The following is a 17,241-nucleotide window of genomic DNA, read 5'->3' on the forward strand; positions in this document are numbered from 1 at the left end:
GCCTTATGCCGCTCCCAGTTCGCGGGGCAATTTAAACGAGACGGTTTCCCGCGCCGTCTCCACCTGCTCCTCCGTCACGTCGTAACGCGCGGCGAGCCGGTCCACCACTTCGCGCACCAATATTTCCGGGGCCGATGCGCCTGCGGTCAGGCCAAGCGTGCGGACATTCTCCAGCCATGCAAAGTCAATGTCGTCGGCACGCTGGATCAGCCGGGCTGGCGTGCCTTCGCGTTCGGCGACCTCGACCAGCCGCAACGAATTGGAGCTGTTGGGCGCGCCGATCACGTAAAGCGCGTCGCACTGGGCCGCGATCGCCTTCACCGCCGCCTGACGGTTCGACGTCGCGTAGCAGATGTCTTCGCCCTTGGGCGCATGGATCGTCGGAAAGCGGCGCTGAAGCGCTTCCACGATGGCGGCGGTGTCGTCCACCGACAGCGTGGTCTGCGTCAGGAAGGAGAGATTGTCGGGATCGGCGGGGGCGAAGCTTTCCGCATCCTCGACCGTTTCGATGAGGGTCATGCTTCCCGCGTCCACCTGACCAAAGGTGCCGATGACTTCGGGATGCCCCTTGTGGCCGATGAACAGGATATGGCGGCCTGCTTCGACCTGCCGTTCGGCCTGCCGATGCACCTTGCTCACCAGCGGGCAGGTCGCGTCCAGATAATCCAGGCCGCGCTCTTCCGCCTTCGCGGGCACCGCCTTGGGCACGCCATGGGCGGAAAAGACGACCGGCACGCCGTCCGGCACCTGATCCAGTTCCTCTACGAAGATCGCGCCCTTCGCCCGCAGGCTGTCCACCACATATTTATTGTGGACGATTTCATGCCGGACATAGACGGGCGCGCCATATTTCTCGATCGCCCTTTCGACGATGACGATGGCGCGGTCCACGCCAGCGCAAAAGCCGCGCGGGGCGGCGATCAGGAGCTTCAAGGGGAGACGGGCGGTCATGCCAGCCGCTTAGGCCAATGTGACGCCGGAAGGAAGGGGGAGGCGCGCGCTCTGCGCTCCTTTCGGTTGCGTGAGCGGCGGGGTGCGGATAAGAAGCCCCAGCCTGTTCCCAAGGGATTGCCTCGTGACCTTTTCTCGACTTGCGCTGACTGGAATGATCGCCCTTGCCCTTGCGGGCTGTTCGCGCCGGGGAGAAATCGATCCCACCGGCGGCATCGTCGCCGTCCGCTCGGCCTGCCCGACGGCTGCGATCCCTGCCTATACGGGGGACATCACGCTGTTCAATCCGGCTGGCAGCACCGACGCTCGCGCGATCGACGTGGTGGCGAACATCACCGATTTGCGCGCCACTTGTTCGGAAGGCGCGCAATTCTACAGCGAGGCGACCTTCGTCGTGAACGCCCGCCGTTCCGACGCCACCGCCGCGCGTCGGGTGACGCTGCCCTATTTCTCCGCGGTCGTGCGTGGCGGCAACGCCGTCGTCGCCAAGCGGGTGGGCCAGGTCGTGCTCGACTTCCCGGCTGGCCAGTATCGCGCTAGCGCGAGCGCAAAGGCGGGCTCCTTCGTCGACAAGGCCGCAGCGACGCTGCCCGCCGACATCCAGGCGAAGATCACGCAGAAGCGCAAGGCGGGCGATGAGGACGCGGCGATCGATCCCTTCGCCCAGCCCGACGTCCGCGCGGCGCTGCAACGAACCAGCTTCGAGTTGCTTGTGGGTTTCAACCTGACCCAGGACCAGCTCCGATACAACGCGACACGTTAAGAGCGAACCTTAATCTTCCGTTCGCCCTGAGCTTGTCGAAGGGCTCTACTTCTTGCAGGGAAGGATGAGGCTTCGATTTCAGCCCAGCCCGGACGGGTCTTGTGCTTTTCGAGGAAACACCCTTGTCCCTTTACATTCGTTTCACCGCCCATCTGAACGCCGTGCTGGACGCGCTGGAAGCGGACGGCACCCTGCCTGCTGGCCTCAACCGCAAGCCGGTGACGGTAGAACCCCCGCGCGACCCCAGCCATGGCGACCTTGCCACCAACGCCGCCATGGTCCTTGCCAAGCCCGCAGGCACCAACCCGCGCGCGCTGGCGGAAAAGATCGTCGCGGGCCTGCAAAAGCTCGAAGAGGTGGAAAGCGCCGCCATCGCTGGCCCCGGCTTCATCAACCTGACGCTGACTGACGCCACCTGGCGCGCGGAACTGGCCGCGATCCATGCCGAGGCCGCCGACTATGGCCGCTCCGACGCGGGCGCGGGCGTTACCGTCAACGTCGAATATGTCTCCGCCAACCCCACCGGCCCCATGCATATGGGCCATTGCCGGGGCGCGGTGGTCGGCGACGCGCTAGCCACGCTGCTCGAGTATGCCGGGCACAAGGTCATCCGCGAATATTATATCAATGACGCAGGCGGCCAGGTCGACGTGCTCGCCCGCTCCGCCCATGTCCGCTACCGGGAAGCGCTGGGCCAGGATGTGGGCGAGATTCCCGAGGGCCTCTACCCCGGCGATTATCTCGTCCCCGTGGGCCAGGCGCTCGCCGCCGAATATGGCGACGCCTACGTAAACGCGCCCGAGAGCGAGTGGCTCGTCCCCTTCCGCACCAAGGCCGTCGCCGCGATGATGGAGATGATCCGCAGCGATCTGGACCTCCTCGGCATCCACCACGACATCTTCGCGTCCGAAGCCGAACTGCAGGCCGCCGGAAAGCCGCAAGCCGCGGAGCAATGGCTGCGCGACCATGACCTCGTCTATGATGGCGTCCTCGAAGCACCCAAGGGCGAGACGCCCGAAGATTGGGAGCCAGTCGAACTCCCCCTGTTCCGCTCCACCAGGTTCGGCGACGATCAGGACCGCCCGATCAAGAAGTCGAACGGCGCCTGGACCTATTTTGGCGCTGACATGGCCTATCATTTCCAGAAGGCGCAGACCGCCGACCAGCTGATCGACATCTGGGGCGCGGACCATGCCGGTACGGTGAAGCGCATCCAGGCCGCCGTCGCCGCCTTGACCGAAGGGCGCGCCCGCTTCGACGTCAAGCTGATCCAGATGGTCCGCCTGCTGCGCGATGGCGAGCCGGTGAAGATGTCCAAGCGCGCGGGCAATTTCGTGACGCTCGCCGACGTGGTGCGCGAAGTGGGCAAGGACGTCGTCCGCTTCACCATGCTGACGCGCAAGGCCGACGCCCAGATGGACTTCGACTTCGCCAAGGTCGTGGAAGCGTCGAAGGACAACCCGGTCTTCTACGTCCAATATGCCCATGCCCGCATTTCCTCGCTCGGCCGCCGGGCTGAGGAAGCCGGAATGGATCTTCCTGCGCCCGACCTGTCCCGCCTTGGGACGGAGGAACTTAACCTTGTTAAGTTGGCCGCACAGTTCCCACGGGTGGTGGAAGGGGCTGCGTTCGCGCGCGAACCGCACCGCATCGCCTTTTATCTCAATGACTTGGCTTCTGCATTCCACAGCTGGTGGAATTTGGGGAACGACAATCCGCGTGCCCGCGTGATCCTGGCGGACGATCCTGGGATAACTTCTGCGCGCCTTTTCTTAAGCCGCGGAATCGGGCAAATCATCCGTAATGGCCTTGCCCTTATGGGCGTGGCTGCGTTGACGGAAATGCAATAGCCAGGCGGAGGCACGGACACATGGGCGACTTTGCGAGGGGGCGGCTCGATCTCGACGATGACGAGCGTCTGCCTTGGCTTGAGCCTGGCATTGAAGATGAGGAGGATGAAGGGCTCTCCCCCGTCCGTCTGCTCGGCTTCATACTGGTCGCCCTTGTCCTGCTAGGCGGCGTGATCGCTGGCGTCTGGTTCCTCAACAACCGTTCGAGCGGCGGCGGCGAAGGCAAGCTGATCGCCGCGCCCGCTGGCGACTACAAGGTGCCCGCGCGCGAGGCCGATGCCAAGAAGTTCGAAGGGGAGGGCGACGCCAGCTTCGCCGCCAGCGAAGGCGTACTGCGCGACGGCCGCATCGATCCCAGCCGTGTCCCCGAAGCGCCCGTAACCGCCACTGCGCCCGCCAAGCCCAGCCAGCCAGTGCCGGGCAAGCCTTCGCAGAGCGTGACTGCGCGCGTCGCCGACGAAACCAACGTCCGGCCAGCAACCGCGCAGCCCGTCCGCAAGGGCGGCGCGGTGATCCAGCTCGGCGCCTATGGCAGCCAATCCGGCGCCCGCGACGCCTGGACCCGCCTGTCCAAGCGCTTCGCCTATCTCGCGCCGCTCACCATGGCGATCGAACCCACCGAAGTCGGCGGCAGCACCCTCTACCGCCTGCGCGCGACGGCCGGAGCCCAAGCCAGCACCCTCTGCGGCAGACTGAAAGTCGCCGGCGAAAGCTGCATCGTCGTGAACTAAGCCGTCTATCTCCTCTCCCCTTTAGGGGTCGGCCAGAGGCACGTGACTCTGGCCGAGGTGCCGAGCGCAGCGAAGGCGGGAGAGGGGAACGCAGGTGCGGGATAGAAAATCGCTCAAATCCGCGAAGCAACTTCGCCGCGATCTCACTCCCGCAGAAGCCCGCCTCTGGTATCATCTCCGCGCCAAGCGCTTCTCCGGTGCGAAGTTCCGCCGCCAAACCGTCATCGGCCCCTTCATCGCCGACTTCACCTGCCGCGCGGCCATGCTGGTCATCGAGATCGACGGCGACACCCACGGCGCAACCGCTGAGTATGACGCCGAGCGCACCGCCTATCTAGAACAGCAAGGCTGGCAAGTCCTCCGCTTCACCAACACGGACGTCATGCGCAATCTCGAAGCCGTTCTGTCCTCGATAGCACAGCGCCTCCCCCTCTCCCTAACCTCGATGAGAGTCACGTGCCTCTCATCGACCCCTAAAGGGGAGAGGGGATACGCCACTCCTTGATCCCAACAACCCCTTCGACACAGCGCCCCACAGCCGCTACCATCCGCCCTCATGAAACCGGTAATCTTCGGCCTCTCCGGCGAGACGCTCACGGCGGACGAGCGCGCCTTCTTCGCTGATGCGCAGCCTGCGGGCTATATCCTCTTCCGCCGCAATATCGCCGACCGCGTCCAGCTCCGCGCCTTGACCGACGATCTGCGGGCGCTTCACGGCCGCGACGACCTGCTCATCATGATCGATCAGGAAGGGGGTCGCGTCGCCCGCATGCAGGCGCCCGTTTGGCCAAGCTTCCCCCCCGGCGCCGTGTTCGACCGCCTCTATGACATCGCGCCGTCGAGCGCGATCGCCGCCGCGCGCGCCAATGCCCATGCTATAGCGCTGACCCTGGCCGAAGGCGGCATCACCGTGGATGCGCTCCCGCTGCTCGACGTGCGGCAGGATGGCGCAAGCGACATCATGGGCGATCGCACGCTCGGCGCGGAGCCCATGCGCGTCGCCGCGCTCGGCCGCGCAGTCATCGAAGGGCTGGCGAGGGGCGGGGTCGCGGGCATCATCAAGCATATGCCGGGCCATGGCCGCGCCATGGTGGACAGCCATCATGAACTGCCCATTGTGATCGCGAGCGAAGAGGAACTCGCCAGCGACCTCGCGCCTTTTCAGACGCTGAAGGACACGCCCATCGGCATGACCGCCCATGTCGTCTACACGGCTTGGGACCCCGATCTTCCCGCCAGCCTTTCCGCCTCGATCATCGACACGATCATCCGCCAGCGCATCGGTTTCGACGGCCTCCTCATGTCCGACGATCTCGACATGAAGGCGCTGAACGGCAGCATCCCGGAACTGGCGGCAGGCGTGGTCGCGGCGGGTTGCGACCTTGCGCTCAATTGCTGGGGGAGGATGGATGACATGGTGGGCATAGCTGATCTGCTCCCCGACATCAGCGACCGGTCGCGGGCGCGCCTCGATCGCGCGATGGCCTCGACCAGCCTGACCGCCGAAAGCCCACCCCTGGAACAGCTGCTGGCGACCCGCGACAGCCTGCTCTCCGTGGTGGCTGCGTGAGGGCAGGCGTGATCCTGTCCCTTCCGGCGAAGCTATACGGAATTAAATTCTCACGCGGAGCCGCGGAGCCGCGGAGATGTCGCCCCTTCGGCGAAGCCACTTGTCATTTTGAACCCACCCCCACGGACCAGACCGATTTTTTGGTGCTGTGCGGGCGCTTGCTCACCCTCCGCGTCTCCGCGTCTCCGCGTGAACAACTCTTCCCACCGTCAGCGCGTCAAAGAGCGGCCTGACCATGGAAGACCTCTTCACCCCTCCGCCACAGCCCCGCGCCGACATGCTGACCGTCAGCTTCGAAAGCTGGGAAGGGCCACTCGATCTCCTTCTGGCGCTCGCCCGCTCGCAAAAGGTCGATCTGCGTGAAATCTCGATCCTCGCGCTGGTCGAACAATATCTCGCTTATGTCGAAGGCGCGCGGAAGCTGAAGCTGGAACTGGCGGCCGACTATCTGGTGATGGCCGCCTGGCTCGCATATCTCAAATCCTCGCTGCTGCTGCCCAAGCAGGCACAGCCTGACCCGAGCCCCGACGAACTGGCCCTGCGGCTGCAATTGCGGCTGCAGCGCCTGCATGCCATGCGGGAGGCGGGAGCACGCCTGATGGCCCGGGACCGCATTGGCCGCGACGTGTTCGTTCGTCCCCGGCCCGAAGGATTGCGGCTGGTGCGCAAGGCAAAATGGGCCGCCAGCCTCTATGATTTGCTGCAATCCTACGGACAGCTGCGCGCGCGCACGCAACCGGCCGTCCATATGGTCGCCGCCCGTCCGGTGATGACGCTGGATGAAGCGATCCAGCGCGTCGGCACGCTGGTCGGGTCCGCGATCGATTGGACCACACTCGAATCCTTCCTGCCCGATGGTCAGGATGGACCGATGGCGCGATCGGCGCTCGCGAGCAGCTTCGTCGCGGCGCTGGAACTCGCGCGGCAGGGGCGGCTGGAAATACAGCAGGATGGCATATATGAGCCCATCTATCTGCGCGCCGCGCTGCCAGATCAAAATGGGGCGGACCAGGGTGGGAGGCGTCTGTTGTGATGCAGGAACCGGACGATTTCATGCGCGCCGTGGAGGCCGCCCTGTTCGTCGCCGAACATCCGCTGACGGCTGCCGAGTTGCGGCAGCATGTGGGGGAGGCCGGTGATCTCGGCACCGCCCTTGCCACGCTCTCGGATCATTATGCCGGGCGGGGCATCAATCTGGTCGAGCGTGGCGGGCGCTGGCATTTCCAGACGGCGGCGGACCTTGCGCATATCCTGCGGCGGGAGAAGGATGAGACGCGCAAGCTGTCCCGCGCGGCGATGGAGACGCTGGCCATCATCGCCTATCACGAGCCGGTCAGCCGCGCGGAGGTGGAGGCCATTCGCGGCGTCCAGGTGGCGAAGGGGACGCTCGACGTTCTCATGGAAGCAGGCTGGGTCCGGCCAGCGGGACGGCGGGAAGTTCCGGGCCGTCCGCTTATTTATGCGACGACGCACGAATTTCTGTCACATTTCGGACTTAGCAGCCGCCGGGATTTGCCGGGACTGGATGATCTGCGCGCTGCCGGATTGCTCGATCCGGTCGATCTTGCGCTGGAGGGCCTCGGCGCTCAATCCGTTCTGGAAAATGATGAGGAAGAAGCCTAAAAAGGGCTTCCTTTCAGGAGAAAGTTAAAATGGGTTCCTTTTCTTTGATGCATTGGGTCATCGTTCTCCTGGTGGTCATGCTGCTGTTTGGCGGCGGCCGCATCTCTGGCCTGATGGGCGACGTCGCCAAGGGCATCAAGAGCTTCAAGAAGGGCATGGCGGACGATGATGACGACATCGCCCCGGCCAAGCCCGCCACGCGGATCGAAGGACATCGCGTGCCCGAACAGGATGCGCCGACCGCGACCACCGAAGAAAAGACCAAGGCCTGACCTTCGTCACCCTCCAGCGGTAGGCGCGCATGTTCGATATCGGTTCGTCCGAACTTCTGCTGATCGTGATCGTCGCGGTTGTCGTGATTGGTCCAAAGGATCTGCCGCGCGCCCTGTACAAGGTTGGGCAGATCGTCGGCAAGGCACGCGGCATGGCGCGTCATTTCCGCACCGGCATCGACGCGATGGTGCGCGAAGCCGAGATGGAAGAGCTGGAAAAGAAGTGGGCGGACCAGAACCGGCGCATCATGCAGGAACATCCGCCCGAAGCGTCGTCCGCCCCAGCGATGGAGCCTTTGCCGGACTCCTCCGCCTCCGCCGTCCCGGCGCCGGGCGCATCGTCGCCGCCCCCGGCCTTCGTCGCCCAATCGGCGCCCGTTGCTCCCGCCCCTGCGTCCGATGGCCCGCCCTATATCGCGGCCCAGTCCAATCCTGCGGCCAAGGGTGATGCTCAGGCATGAGAGATATCGATGAGACAAAGGCGCCGCTGCTCGACCATCTGATCGAACTGCGCGGGCGGCTGTTGAAGTGCGTCTGGGCGCTCTTCCTGACGGGGGCGGTCTGCTTTTATTTTTCCGACAAGCTTTTCGCGTTCCTGGTTCATCCGCTCAAGGAGGCCTTTGGCGACGGGGGCGGACGGCTGGTCTATACCAAGCTCTACGAAGCCTTTTTCGTCCAGGTGAAGGTCGCGATCTTCGGCGCTTTCTGCCTGTCCTTCCCGATCATCGCGAACCAGCTCTGGGCCTTCGTCGCGCCGGGCCTTTATGCGAAGGAAAAGAAGGCATTATTGCCCTTTTTGGTGATGACGCCGGTGCTTTTCCTGATGGGCGCGAGCCTCGCTTACTATGTCGTGATGCCGACCGCCTTCCATTTTTTCCTGCAATTTCAAGGAAGTAGCGGAGGCCTCGCGGTCGAGGCACTCCCCAGCACCGACGCCTACCTCACTTTAGTCATGCAGTTCATTCTTGCATTCGGCATCAGTTTCCTGATGCCCGTCCTGCTGATGCTGCTGAACCGTGCCGGTTTCGTCACCCGTGCTCAACTCATCGGCCTGCGCCGCTACATGATCGTCGCCGCGTTCGTCCTCGCCGCCGTCTTGACCCCGCCCGACGTCGTATCGCAGCTGATGCTCGCCATCCCCCTGCTGCTGCTCTACGAAATCACCATCGTCGCGATCTGGTTCACCGATCGGAAACAGGCCCGCGACGCCGCAACAGCGGACGGAGCAGACACTTCCACCAGCTAAAAAAAGGCCCGCCAGTGGCGGGCCGCTAGGGTGGGAGCCTGTTTTTCGCTGCTTACTTGGCTGCGTCTTCCACGGCCGCGCCAGCGCTCTGCACGTCTTTGCCCGCGCCTTCGACGGTGTTGCACGCGGCCACCATCAGCGAACCGGTAAGCAGCAGGGCAGCAAAAATCTTCTTGGTCATGGTCGTCTCCTGAGGAAAAAACTCGAGCCGGATGGCCGCGCTATCCAGCGGCTGAGGGGGAGAACCCGCAGAGGCGAAATACGTTCCGCAACCGGAAATATCTGAGACTCGAAGGAGGCTGCCCCAAAAAATCTGAGCCCGGAACGCGTCGGGGGGGGGAGATGCGTTCCGGGCTCATGTTTTTTTGGATAGCAAGAGCGGGGGGCAAAAGATTTGCTATCCGGTATGCAGAACCACCGATCGCGGCATTTGGTTCCGCCGTTCCTCCACTTCCTGAAGTTTTTTATTATTACCAAGAATCAGTGGTTTAGGAAAAGGCCGCCAATAAATTGCGCGCCCCGCTATTCAGATGAGCGGGCGGCCGCTGTTCCGATATTCGGGCCGGATCGTTGATTGTGGCAGCATGTCCTGAGCAGCTGGTGGAGGGACGGCAAGGGGGACGGTGACGTCCACCCCCGCTGGCGGCAAGGGATGCTGCATCGCAGGTGACTTCACCGACCACGCTCTGGCTGATGGGCCGGATTGCCACTCCCGCCCCGCATAGGGGATGCGGAAGGCTGCCTCTGTCCCGTTGAAGCCCGGCATCTGATAGAAGATGTGCGCCCCGATGACGGCGACGGGCCGCTTCGATGCTGCCCATCCGGGACGCACGGCCAGCGTATGGTAGAATGTGGCGAGCCCAACGGGCGCGTAGACGCGGCCCGCAAGCGCCTGTTCCGCGATCCGGCGCGCACGTGCCCAGCTTTGCGCATGATTGGCCCGCCCCATCGATCCGTCGCAGCTGAACGTGAACTGGCAGAGGGAGTCGGTGCGTTCCGATCCTTGATAGACGACGCCGCAGACGCTGTGCGGCCACAGCGGATTGCGGACGCGGTTCAGGACGACCTGGGCAACCGCGCGCTGGCCGTCTTCCGGCTCGTTGGCTGCTTCATAATAGATGGCCGAGGTGAGGCAGTTGACCGCCCTGTAGCTATCGAGCGGGGTCTGGCCGCGAAACGCAGCCGCCGGGGCAGCGTCGATGGTGGCGAGTTTCAGGACGTGTCGACTGTTCCCAACCGAATCGGGGAGATCCTGGAAGATATCGTCAGCGAAAAAATAGGCGGAACCAGGGAAATTTTCTCCCGCCCGCTCGGCAACATCGTCGCGCGCCCTCACATCCGCCAGCATGTCCAGCGGCGCGGCGGTGATCAGGCGCGGCAGAGCAAGCGCCGTCAGCGCCAGAACGGACAATATCAGATGCCAGGATCGCCCGCGCGTCATGTCGAAGCTGTCTGTACTCATCAATGGATCGCGGCTTAACGCCGCACGGCGCCACTCCTAGCGCAAAAGCCTTGCCACTTTCTTCCCGGCGGCGGCGATTATCGCGCACGGATTGCAATCAGGTCTTTGGGTGGATCAGCATTCCCTTGCTTGGCAAGCGTGCATCCGCTCCGCTATGCGGGGAACATGCTGGTTCAGAATGATAGCCTCGCCCTGATTGGCAACACGCCGCTGGTGCGCCTTGCCGGTCCGTCGCAAGAGACGGGCTGCGATATTTTCGCCAAGTGCGAATTCGCCAATCCCGGTGCGTCGGTCAAGGATCGCGCGGCGCTCTTCATCGTCAATGATGCGGAAGAAAAAGGGCTGTTGCAGCCGGGTGGCACGATCGTCGAAGGAACGGCGGGCAATACCGGTATCGGCCTGGCCCTGGTCGCCAATGCGAAGGGCTACAGGACGATCATCGTCATGCCCGAAACGCAGAGCCGGGAGAAGATGGACACGCTGCGCGCGCTCGGCGCTGAACTGGTGACGGTGCCTGCCGCTGCCTATTCGAACCCGGGGCATTTCGTCCACACGTCCCGCCGCATCGCGGAAGAAACGGAGAATGCGATCTGGGCGAACCAGTTCGACAATATCGCCAACCGGAAAGCGCATATCGTCGGTACGGCGGAGGAAATCTGGCAGCAGCTGGACGGGCAGATCGACGGCTTCACCTGCGCGGCGGGCACTGGCGGCACGATCGCGGGCGTGGGGCTGGGCCTCAAGGCGCATGACGAGAATATCACGATCGCGCTGACCGATCCGCATGGCGCGGCGCTCTATAATTATTACGCCCATGGCGAGCTGAAGGCGGAAGGGTCGTCCGTGGCCGAGGGGATCGGGCAGGGCCGGATCACCGCCAATCTGGAGGGTGCGCCCATCGATACCCAGTTCCGCATTTCCGATGAAGAAGGATTGCACTGGGTCGAGCGCCTGCTGGCGGAAGAAGGGCTTTGCCTTGGCCTGTCGTCGGGGATCAATGTGGCGGGCGCGGTGGCGCTGGCGCGCGAACTGGGCCCGGGCAAGCGGATCGTCACCATCTTGTGCGACACCGGTTTCCGCTATCTCTCCACCCTCTACAATCGCGAATGGCTGGAAGCGAAGGGCTTGACGGTGTTCCCCTGGCTCGCGCACAATCGCTGATCGCTGCACGGGTCGCGGCGGCAAGATAAAGAGCGCTTTGATGGCTGAACATCCCCGCCGGCAGGAAGGGTTGCAGCGTGTCCAGATCGGCCTGACGGGGCTGGCGGGCGTGGTGCTCCTTGTGGGCCTTGCGAATATCGTGATCGAAAAGGCGCGGATCGACGATCCGGCGGTGCCGCCGCCGACCGTGCCCACGCTGGACGTCAATGCCGTCGCGCCCAAGGAGCCGCTGGCGGAATTGGGCGTGCAACCGGCGCCCGAGCAGCAGCCGATCGTCCCAGACCTGCAGCCGGACCCCAATTTGCGCAAGCCGATGGATCGCGATCCGCAAGCGTCCGGCCGCTGATCATCTTGATCGAAGCGCGCATTCCATGAAGGCGTTGCGCACATTCCTGATGCTTGGCCTTGGTCCGGTGCTGGTTGTGCTCGGCGGTCTTCCTGCCTTGTTGAAAACGGGGCAGGTCGACCTGCAGAGCTGGACCTGGCCTGCCCTGATGCTCATGCCCGTCGCGCTGTTGCTAAGCCTGAAGCGCGGCTGGCCCTATGCCCTATGGGCTGGGGCGGGAAGTTTGGGGACGGTCCTGATCTTCGATGTTCTGGCGGCGTCATCCTATCCAGCGATAGGTGATGTTGGCGGTTTAACGCTCGTTGCCGTACTGGCGGTCGTCGCTGGCATCTGCCTTCCTCGCCGGAAGTGGACAGGGCTTACCTTGTGCGCTGCTGCTCTGTTGTCCTGCTGGCTGGCGCGGGAGGCGCCTCTCCCGGAAACGCCATCGCCCCGGCCCAAGCTGGCAGTCATCGGCGCGCTGCCCTTATTCTGGAAGGAAGGAGAAGCGGGTTTCGGTGCGCGGAGTGATGCGCCGCTCATCACTCTCCTGCGGCGGCGCTTCGACGTACAGCCCGTTGACAGCCCGCTTGGCCCAGCGATGAGGGATGCCAACGCCCTGCTGCTCGCGCAGCCGCGCGTCTTTTCCCCGGCAGAGTTGGTCGTGCTGGATAATTGGGTCCGCAACGGCGGACATGTCTTGCTGCTGGCTGATCCTCTGCTGCGCTGGCCATCGTCCCTGCCGCTGGGAGACAGGCGCAGGCCGCCTGCCGTCAGCATGATTGGGCCGCTGCTGAATCATTGGGGCCTCGCGCTTCTTCCGCCGGTCGCCGTGGCGGAAGAGCGGCGCATATTGGAGGATGGCCGCGTGCTGACGACCATGGGCAGTTCCGGCTTCGCGCTGCGGCCCGGGACGTCATGTCACGTCGAAGAGGAGGGGCTGGCCGCACGATGCGCGATCGGCAGAGGGAACGCCGTGCTGGTTGCCGACGCGGACCTGATCGACGACCGACTGTGGCTGGCCGATGCTGCTGCGCCTTTGGATGCGCGGCACTGGTCCGCTGATAGTCCGGGGTTCGTGATCGAGGCCTTGGATGGCGGCATGGTCGAAGGGCGCCGCTGGCTCCGATCGGCGGCCGACCTTGTGATGGCCCTCCGCTGGTCGATTCTTGTCGGGATTGGCTGGGCGATCCTGGGAAGCGTCTTCCTCGGCTGGTTTTACCGCGACAATCGGGTGCGAGACATCTCGTCCCATCCGCCTTGGGAGGCTGTCGAACCGGGTTAGACCAGAACAAAACAGGATTTCCCGGCTTCTCCCGACTTTTCCCTTTCCATGCACCTCTCGCCTTGGTATCTAAGGCGCATAGGGGTTTGTCAGGCTTTGCTAGTCCTGCGCACCGGCTGCGATGATGCGGGTTGGTGAGCGATGGCCTGCGCCCCTACGAACAGAGGGGCAGCAGTCCGTACGTGTCGGATATCATTCTCTTTACAGGCAACGCGTTCAGCGTGGCGGACGGCAAGGGCCGTTTCGTCCTGCCTCTTGAGATGCGCCGACAGGTCAAGCTGTCCAGCGGCGGCGAAACGCGGCTTTATCTCTCGGTCCATGGCGACAACCCCTGCGCCACCGGCTTTGGAGAATCGCACCGCCGCTTCCTGTTTACCGAGGTCGAGGAACTGGCCCTCGAAGCGCGCGCTCAAGGCCGCGACTATAATGCCGACCTGGAACTGGAACGCCGCCTCGGCACGATCGAGGAGGTGAATTTCGACGAGGGCGGCCGTTTCGCCATGCATCCGGACATCAAGGATGAATATGGCATCACCGACGCGGTCTTCTTCTACGGCGTCGGCCGCTACATCCAGATCTGGAAGCCCGAAACGCTTGCCGAGAGCAAGGATCGCCCCGAACTGATCCGCAACAAGGTGCGGCGCTGGCTCGACCAGCGGGCTGCGGGAGGCGGCAAGTGACCGCTGCTGTCGACCCCGATCGTCACGTCCCGGTTCTGCTCGATGAAGTGCTGCATGCCCTCGCCATCAACCCCGGCGAAGTGCATGTCGACGGCACGTTCGGTGCGGGTGGCTATTCCAGCGCGATGGCGAGAAAGGGCGCGAAAGTGTTCGCCTTTGACCGCGACCCTGACGCGATTCGCGAAGGCGAGGCGTTGGCGGCGGAAAAGGGCATCACCCTGATCGCCGGGGAATTTTCCCGGATGGAGCCGTTGCTGGCCGATCGCGGCATCACCTCGGTATCGGGCGTGACGCTCGACATCGGCGTGTCGTCGATGCAGCTCGACCGGCCAGAACGCGGCTTTTCTTTTCAAGCTGACGGTCCGCTCACCATGACCATGAGCCAGAGCGGGATGAGTGCTGCCGATTTCCTGAACAATGCCCCTGAGCAGGAGATTGCCGACGTCCTCTATCGCTATGGAGAGGAGCCGCGCTCGCGCCGTGTGGCTCGCGCGATCGTGGAGGCGCGTCCGCTGGAGCGTACAGGCCAGTTGGCCAGCGTCGTTCGCCGGGCGCTTGGACATAAGCCGCATGACAAGAAGGATCCGGCCACCCGCACTTTCCAGGCGATCCGCATCCATGTGAATCGCGAGCTTGAGGAACTGGAGCGCGGATTGGAAGCGGCAGAGGCGATGCTGGAGGAGGGCGGCCGCTTGGCGGTCGTCACGTTCCACAGCCTGGAAGATCGTATCGTCAAGCAATTCCTGCGTCAGCGTAGCGGCGGCGAAGGCGCCGGATCGCGCCACCTGCCTGAGCGCAAGGCGGCTGCCGCACCCACCTTCCACAAACCGGCAAAGGCTGTTCGCCCCGGCGAGGTGGAACTGGCCCGCAATCCGCGCGCGCGCTCCGCGACCCTGCGCAGCGCCGTTCGTACATCAGCCGCCATTCCTTCCCGGCAAAGTTCTTCGAGGAGCCCTCGCCCATGATCGCGGTGAAAAGGTTGCAGAGCCTGATCTGGATCCTGCTCGTCGCGCTGGGTGCGCTTGGCGCTTATCTGGTGTCGCTGAAAGTCGCGACGGAGCGCAACGAATTGATGAAGGTGCAGGCGCAGATCGCGCGGGCGCGGGCCGACATCCGCTATCTGGAAACGGAGTTCAGCGCGCGGGCGAGCATGCGGCAGCTTGAACGCTGGAACCAGGACGACTTCATGTACGCCACCCCGACCGCCCAGCAATATCTGGGCGGCGAGCGGGCGCTGGCGAACCTCGACGGTATTCAGCCCAACGGACCCGACTATGTCGCCCCGCCGGTGATGGTCGCGATGGTCCAGAGCCCTGCCGACCTTCCCTCTGCCGCGCAGGCTGCCCCGGCAAGTCCGGCCGCCACGCAAATTCGCAGCGACATTGCCGTGATCCGTGAAGCCCATGCCGCCGACAATGTCGAGAAGATCGCCAAGCCCGCGGCCAAGAGCGCTGCCGAGAAGGCGAAGGACGATGCGGACGTGTCGAAGCCCAACCCGCTCGCCCGCCGTGCTGAGCGGATGGCGATGCTGGACGCCAAGCTTCTCGATGACAGCACCATGGGCGACATAAGCGACAAGGCGGCGCGCGAGCGCAAGAAGGGGGCGCGCTGATGGCGACGATCATCGTTCAGCCCGGTGGCGCAAGGGCAGGCAAGCAGCGGGTCGACCTGACTGCTGTCGCACATAACCGGCTGATGCTGCTGCTCATCCTGTTCATGGCCATCACGGCGGTGGTGATCCTGCGGCTGACCTGGGTCGGCATCTTCGCGCATGGCGCGAGCGGGAATGGCGACGCTTCGGGCTTCCTTCCGGCGCGCGCGGACATTGTCGATCGCAACGGCGTTCCACTCGCCCGCACGATGGACGCCTATTCGATCGCCGTGCGTCCCTCGAAGCTGATCGGCGAGCCTGCCGAGCTGGCGCGCAAGCTGCACGAGATATTCCCCGATGAACCCGAAGCGGCTTTCTACAAGAAGCTGACGGGCAAGGGCTGGGCCTATCTGCGCCGCCGGGCGCTGCCGGAGGAAGTCGCAGCGGTGAACGCGCTGGGCGAAATCGGCATCGAATTTCCCCGCGAAAAGGAACGCCTCTATCCACAGCGCAGCCTCGCCGCGCATGTGCTCGGCTTCGCGCCGAATGCGGATGGGCAGGGCGGCATGGGGGTGGAGGCTGCGTTTAACGAACGGCTGACCGACTCGGCGCTGCGCGGGCAGCCTTTTGCCATTTCGATCGACAGCCGGGTCCAGGGCGCGCTGGAAAGCGAGCTTTACGCCCAGATGGTCGCGCAGAATGCGAGGGGTGCAGGCGGCATCATCATGGATGCCAATACGGGCGAACTGATCGCTATGGCGTCGATCCCGGTGTTCGATCCCAACAAGCTTCAAAATTATGCGGGCAAGAAGTGCAGCGAATCGCCGCTCTGCAACCATATGGTTCAGGCGCGTTACGAGCTTGGTTCGACCTTCAAGCCATTGTCGATCGCCGCAGCGATGGATCGGGGCGTCGTGACGTCCATGGCAAAACGCTATGACGCGACCGCGCCGCTGGCAGTGGCCGGGTTCCGGATCAAGGACGACCACTCGCTCGGCCGCTGGATCAACGTGCCGGAAATATTGGTGCACAGTTCCAATATCGGCACGGCTCGGATTGCCGATGAAATGGGCGCGGCGCCGATGCAGGAGCTGTTCCGCAATCTTCAATTCGACCAGCGCGCGCCGATCGAGCTCAAGGAGCGCGCCAAGAGCCTGTGGCCCTATAATTGGGGCCGCATAACCACCATGACCGTATCCTATGGCCATGGCATCGCGGTGACCCCGCTGCACCTCGCCACCGCTTATGCGGCGCTGGTGAATGGCGGCATCTGGCGGCCCGCCACCTTGCGCAAGCTGCACGCCAATGAAGTGCCCGAGGGCCATCGTGTCTTTTCCGCCGCCACCAGCGCACGGATGCGGCAGCTGTTGCGGATGATTGTCGCGGCGGGTACAGGTCGCAGCGCCGACGCCAAGGGATTCCGGGTGGGCGGCAAGACGGGTTCAGCCGAGAAGCCTGAAGAAGGCCGGTACAACAAGAGTTCACTGGTGACGACTTTCGCGTCCGCATTTCCGATGGATAATCCCCGCTACGTCGTGCTGACGATGATGGACGAGCCCAAGGGCAACGCGCAGACTTTCGGCCTGCGTACCGCTGCCTGGACTGCCGCGCCCGTGGTGAAGCGCGTTGTCGAGCGCACCGCCCCGATGCTTGGCGTGCTGCCCGACGAGCGGCGGGACGTGGATATATCGGACCTCATGCCCCTGCTTGGGCAGAAGGAAAAGCATTGAG

Annotated in this window: 20 protein-coding genes; 17 read left to right on the plus strand and 3 right to left on the minus strand. The window is 64.1% G+C overall.

Translation table 11 applies throughout. The features are described 5' to 3' along the window. Positions 1 to 3 precede the first annotated feature (3 nt). Positions 4 to 951 (minus strand): 4-hydroxy-3-methylbut-2-enyl diphosphate reductase, encoded by a 948-nt coding sequence (gene ispH, locus NCHOL11_RS03130; protein ID WP_097091028.1) that lies wholly within the window; start codon positions 949 to 951, stop codon positions 4 to 6. Between the two features lie 154 nt (positions 952 to 1,105). Between ispH and NCHOL11_RS03135 the strand changes: the two genes are divergently transcribed. The 10 genes from NCHOL11_RS03135 (at position 1,106) to tatC (ending at position 9,006) form a co-directional block, all read left to right on the plus strand. Beyond that, the gene (locus tag NCHOL11_RS03135; RefSeq protein ID WP_097091029.1) at positions 1,106 to 1,714 is read left to right on the plus strand and encodes a hypothetical protein; all 609 of its coding nucleotides are present in this window, start codon (positions 1,106 to 1,108) and stop codon (positions 1,712 to 1,714) included. A gap of 122 nt (positions 1,715 to 1,836) precedes the next feature. Next, positions 1,837 to 3,564 carry an arginine--tRNA ligase gene (gene argS, locus NCHOL11_RS03140; RefSeq protein ID WP_097092687.1) on the plus strand — a complete coding sequence of 576 codons (1,728 nt, stop codon included), beginning with the start codon at positions 1,837 to 1,839 and terminating at the stop codon, positions 3,562 to 3,564. Between the two features lie 20 nt (positions 3,565 to 3,584). Continuing rightward, positions 3,585 to 4,295 carry an SPOR domain-containing protein gene (locus NCHOL11_RS03145; RefSeq protein WP_097091030.1) on the plus strand — a complete coding sequence of 237 codons (711 nt, stop codon included), beginning with the start codon at positions 3,585 to 3,587 and terminating at the stop codon, positions 4,293 to 4,295. A 94-nt stretch (positions 4,296 to 4,389) separates the two neighbouring features. Then, entirely contained in the window at positions 4,390 to 4,800 is a 411-nt protein-coding gene (locus tag NCHOL11_RS03150) for an endonuclease domain-containing protein (RefSeq protein ID WP_097091031.1), read from the plus strand. A 51-nt stretch (positions 4,801 to 4,851) separates the two neighbouring features. Beyond that, positions 4,852 to 5,865, plus strand: a complete 1,014-nt coding sequence (gene nagZ, locus NCHOL11_RS03155; RefSeq protein WP_097091032.1) for a beta-N-acetylhexosaminidase — start codon at positions 4,852 to 4,854, stop codon at positions 5,863 to 5,865. A 235-nt stretch (positions 5,866 to 6,100) separates the two neighbouring features. Then, positions 6,101 to 6,898, plus strand: a complete 798-nt coding sequence (locus NCHOL11_RS03160; protein WP_097091033.1) for a segregation and condensation protein A — start codon at positions 6,101 to 6,103, stop codon at positions 6,896 to 6,898. Further along, entirely contained in the window at positions 6,895 to 7,488 is a 594-nt protein-coding gene (scpB, locus tag NCHOL11_RS03165; RefSeq protein WP_097091034.1) for an SMC-Scp complex subunit ScpB, read from the plus strand. The genes NCHOL11_RS03160 and scpB overlap by 4 nt, the downstream gene beginning before the upstream one ends. A gap of 29 nt (positions 7,489 to 7,517) precedes the next feature. Then, positions 7,518 to 7,760 carry a twin-arginine translocase TatA/TatE family subunit gene (locus NCHOL11_RS03170; RefSeq protein ID WP_097091035.1) on the plus strand — a complete coding sequence of 81 codons (243 nt, stop codon included), beginning with the start codon at positions 7,518 to 7,520 and terminating at the stop codon, positions 7,758 to 7,760. A 29-nt stretch (positions 7,761 to 7,789) separates the two neighbouring features. Beyond that, complete coding sequence (gene tatB, locus NCHOL11_RS03175) at positions 7,790 to 8,221, plus strand: Sec-independent protein translocase protein TatB (RefSeq protein WP_097091036.1); 432 nt, start codon at positions 7,790 to 7,792, stop codon at positions 8,219 to 8,221. Beyond that, positions 8,218 to 9,006, plus strand: coding sequence for a twin-arginine translocase subunit TatC (gene tatC / locus NCHOL11_RS03180; RefSeq protein ID WP_097091037.1), 789 nt, complete (start codon positions 8,218 to 8,220; stop codon positions 9,004 to 9,006). Before tatB ends, tatC begins: the two co-directional genes overlap by 4 nt. Positions 9,007 to 9,058: 52 nt before the next feature. Here the strand turns inward: tatC and NCHOL11_RS03185 are convergent, their stop codons facing one another. Beyond that, positions 9,059 to 9,187, minus strand: coding sequence for an entericidin A/B family lipoprotein (locus tag NCHOL11_RS03185; RefSeq protein ID WP_097091038.1), 129 nt, complete (start codon positions 9,185 to 9,187; stop codon positions 9,059 to 9,061). 345 nt (positions 9,188 to 9,532) lie between these two features. Then, positions 9,533 to 10,468, minus strand: a complete 936-nt coding sequence (locus NCHOL11_RS03190) for a cell wall hydrolase (RefSeq protein WP_097091039.1) — start codon at positions 10,466 to 10,468, stop codon at positions 9,533 to 9,535. 165 nt (positions 10,469 to 10,633) lie between these two features. Here NCHOL11_RS03190 and NCHOL11_RS03195 point away from each other — a divergent pair, with 165 nt between their 5' ends. From NCHOL11_RS03195 to NCHOL11_RS03225, 7 genes are all read left to right on the plus strand, one after another. Beyond that, positions 10,634 to 11,629 (plus strand): cysteine synthase A, encoded by a 996-nt coding sequence (locus NCHOL11_RS03195; RefSeq protein ID WP_097092688.1) that lies wholly within the window; start codon positions 10,634 to 10,636, stop codon positions 11,627 to 11,629. Between the two features lie 40 nt (positions 11,630 to 11,669). Next, on the plus strand, positions 11,670 to 11,975 hold the full coding sequence (locus NCHOL11_RS03200) for a hypothetical protein (RefSeq protein ID WP_097092689.1): 306 nt from the start codon (positions 11,670 to 11,672) through the stop codon (positions 11,973 to 11,975). Between the two features lie 25 nt (positions 11,976 to 12,000). Then, positions 12,001 to 13,239, plus strand: coding sequence for a Gldg family protein (locus tag NCHOL11_RS03205; RefSeq protein WP_097091040.1), 1,239 nt, complete (start codon positions 12,001 to 12,003; stop codon positions 13,237 to 13,239). 182 nt (positions 13,240 to 13,421) lie between these two features. Beyond that, positions 13,422 to 13,919, plus strand: a complete 498-nt coding sequence (locus NCHOL11_RS03210) for a division/cell wall cluster transcriptional repressor MraZ (protein WP_097092690.1) — start codon at positions 13,422 to 13,424, stop codon at positions 13,917 to 13,919. Continuing rightward, on the plus strand, positions 13,916 to 14,884 hold the full coding sequence (gene rsmH, locus NCHOL11_RS03215) for a 16S rRNA (cytosine(1402)-N(4))-methyltransferase RsmH (protein WP_097091041.1): 969 nt from the start codon (positions 13,916 to 13,918) through the stop codon (positions 14,882 to 14,884). The genes NCHOL11_RS03210 and rsmH overlap by 4 nt, the downstream gene beginning before the upstream one ends. Then, on the plus strand, positions 14,881 to 15,531 hold the full coding sequence (locus tag NCHOL11_RS03220) for a colicin transporter (RefSeq protein WP_097091042.1): 651 nt from the start codon (positions 14,881 to 14,883) through the stop codon (positions 15,529 to 15,531). Before rsmH ends, NCHOL11_RS03220 begins: the two co-directional genes overlap by 4 nt. After that, positions 15,531 to 17,240 (plus strand): peptidoglycan D,D-transpeptidase FtsI family protein, encoded by a 1,710-nt coding sequence (locus tag NCHOL11_RS03225; RefSeq protein ID WP_097091043.1) that lies wholly within the window; start codon positions 15,531 to 15,533, stop codon positions 17,238 to 17,240. The genes NCHOL11_RS03220 and NCHOL11_RS03225 overlap by 1 nt, the downstream gene beginning before the upstream one ends. Position 17,241: the final 1 nt, after the last annotated feature.

The sequence above is a fragment of the Novosphingobium sp. Chol11 genome, from assembly GCF_900218065.1.
Lineage (GTDB): Bacteria > Pseudomonadota > Alphaproteobacteria > Sphingomonadales > Sphingomonadaceae > Sphingobium > Sphingobium agri.

What these genes read in the sequence shown, in the direction of transcription:
- ispH (WP_097091028.1), bottom strand. Translation starts at nt 951, where the DNA reads ATGACCGCCCGTCTCCCCTTGAAGCTCCTGATCGCCGCCCCGCGCGGC.
- NCHOL11_RS03135 (WP_097091029.1), top strand. Translation starts at nt 1,106, where the DNA reads ATGATCGCCCTTGCCCTTGCGGGCTGTTCGCGCCGGGGAGAAATCGAT.
- NCHOL11_RS03145 (WP_097091030.1), top strand. Translation starts at nt 3,585, where the DNA reads ATGGGCGACTTTGCGAGGGGGCGGCTCGATCTCGACGATGACGAGCGT.
- nagZ (WP_097091032.1), top strand. Translation starts at nt 4,852, where the DNA reads ATGAAACCGGTAATCTTCGGCCTCTCCGGCGAGACGCTCACGGCGGAC.
- NCHOL11_RS03160 (WP_097091033.1), top strand. Translation starts at nt 6,101, where the DNA reads ATGGAAGACCTCTTCACCCCTCCGCCACAGCCCCGCGCCGACATGCTG.
- NCHOL11_RS03170 (WP_097091035.1), top strand. Translation starts at nt 7,518, where the DNA reads ATGGGTTCCTTTTCTTTGATGCATTGGGTCATCGTTCTCCTGGTGGTC.
- tatB (WP_097091036.1), top strand. Translation starts at nt 7,790, where the DNA reads ATGTTCGATATCGGTTCGTCCGAACTTCTGCTGATCGTGATCGTCGCG.
- tatC (WP_097091037.1), top strand. Translation starts at nt 8,218, where the DNA reads ATGAGAGATATCGATGAGACAAAGGCGCCGCTGCTCGACCATCTGATC.
- NCHOL11_RS03185 (WP_097091038.1), bottom strand. Translation starts at nt 9,187, where the DNA reads ATGACCAAGAAGATTTTTGCTGCCCTGCTGCTTACCGGTTCGCTGATG.
- NCHOL11_RS03190 (WP_097091039.1), bottom strand. Translation starts at nt 10,468, where the DNA reads ATGAGTACAGACAGCTTCGACATGACGCGCGGGCGATCCTGGCATCTG.
- NCHOL11_RS03195 (WP_097092688.1), top strand. Translation starts at nt 10,634, where the DNA reads ATGCTGGTTCAGAATGATAGCCTCGCCCTGATTGGCAACACGCCGCTG.
- NCHOL11_RS03200 (WP_097092689.1), top strand. Translation starts at nt 11,670, where the DNA reads ATGGCTGAACATCCCCGCCGGCAGGAAGGGTTGCAGCGTGTCCAGATC.
- NCHOL11_RS03205 (WP_097091040.1), top strand. Translation starts at nt 12,001, where the DNA reads ATGAAGGCGTTGCGCACATTCCTGATGCTTGGCCTTGGTCCGGTGCTG.
- NCHOL11_RS03220 (WP_097091042.1), top strand. Translation starts at nt 14,881, where the DNA reads ATGATCGCGGTGAAAAGGTTGCAGAGCCTGATCTGGATCCTGCTCGTC.
- NCHOL11_RS03225 (WP_097091043.1), top strand. Translation starts at nt 15,531, where the DNA reads ATGGCGACGATCATCGTTCAGCCCGGTGGCGCAAGGGCAGGCAAGCAG.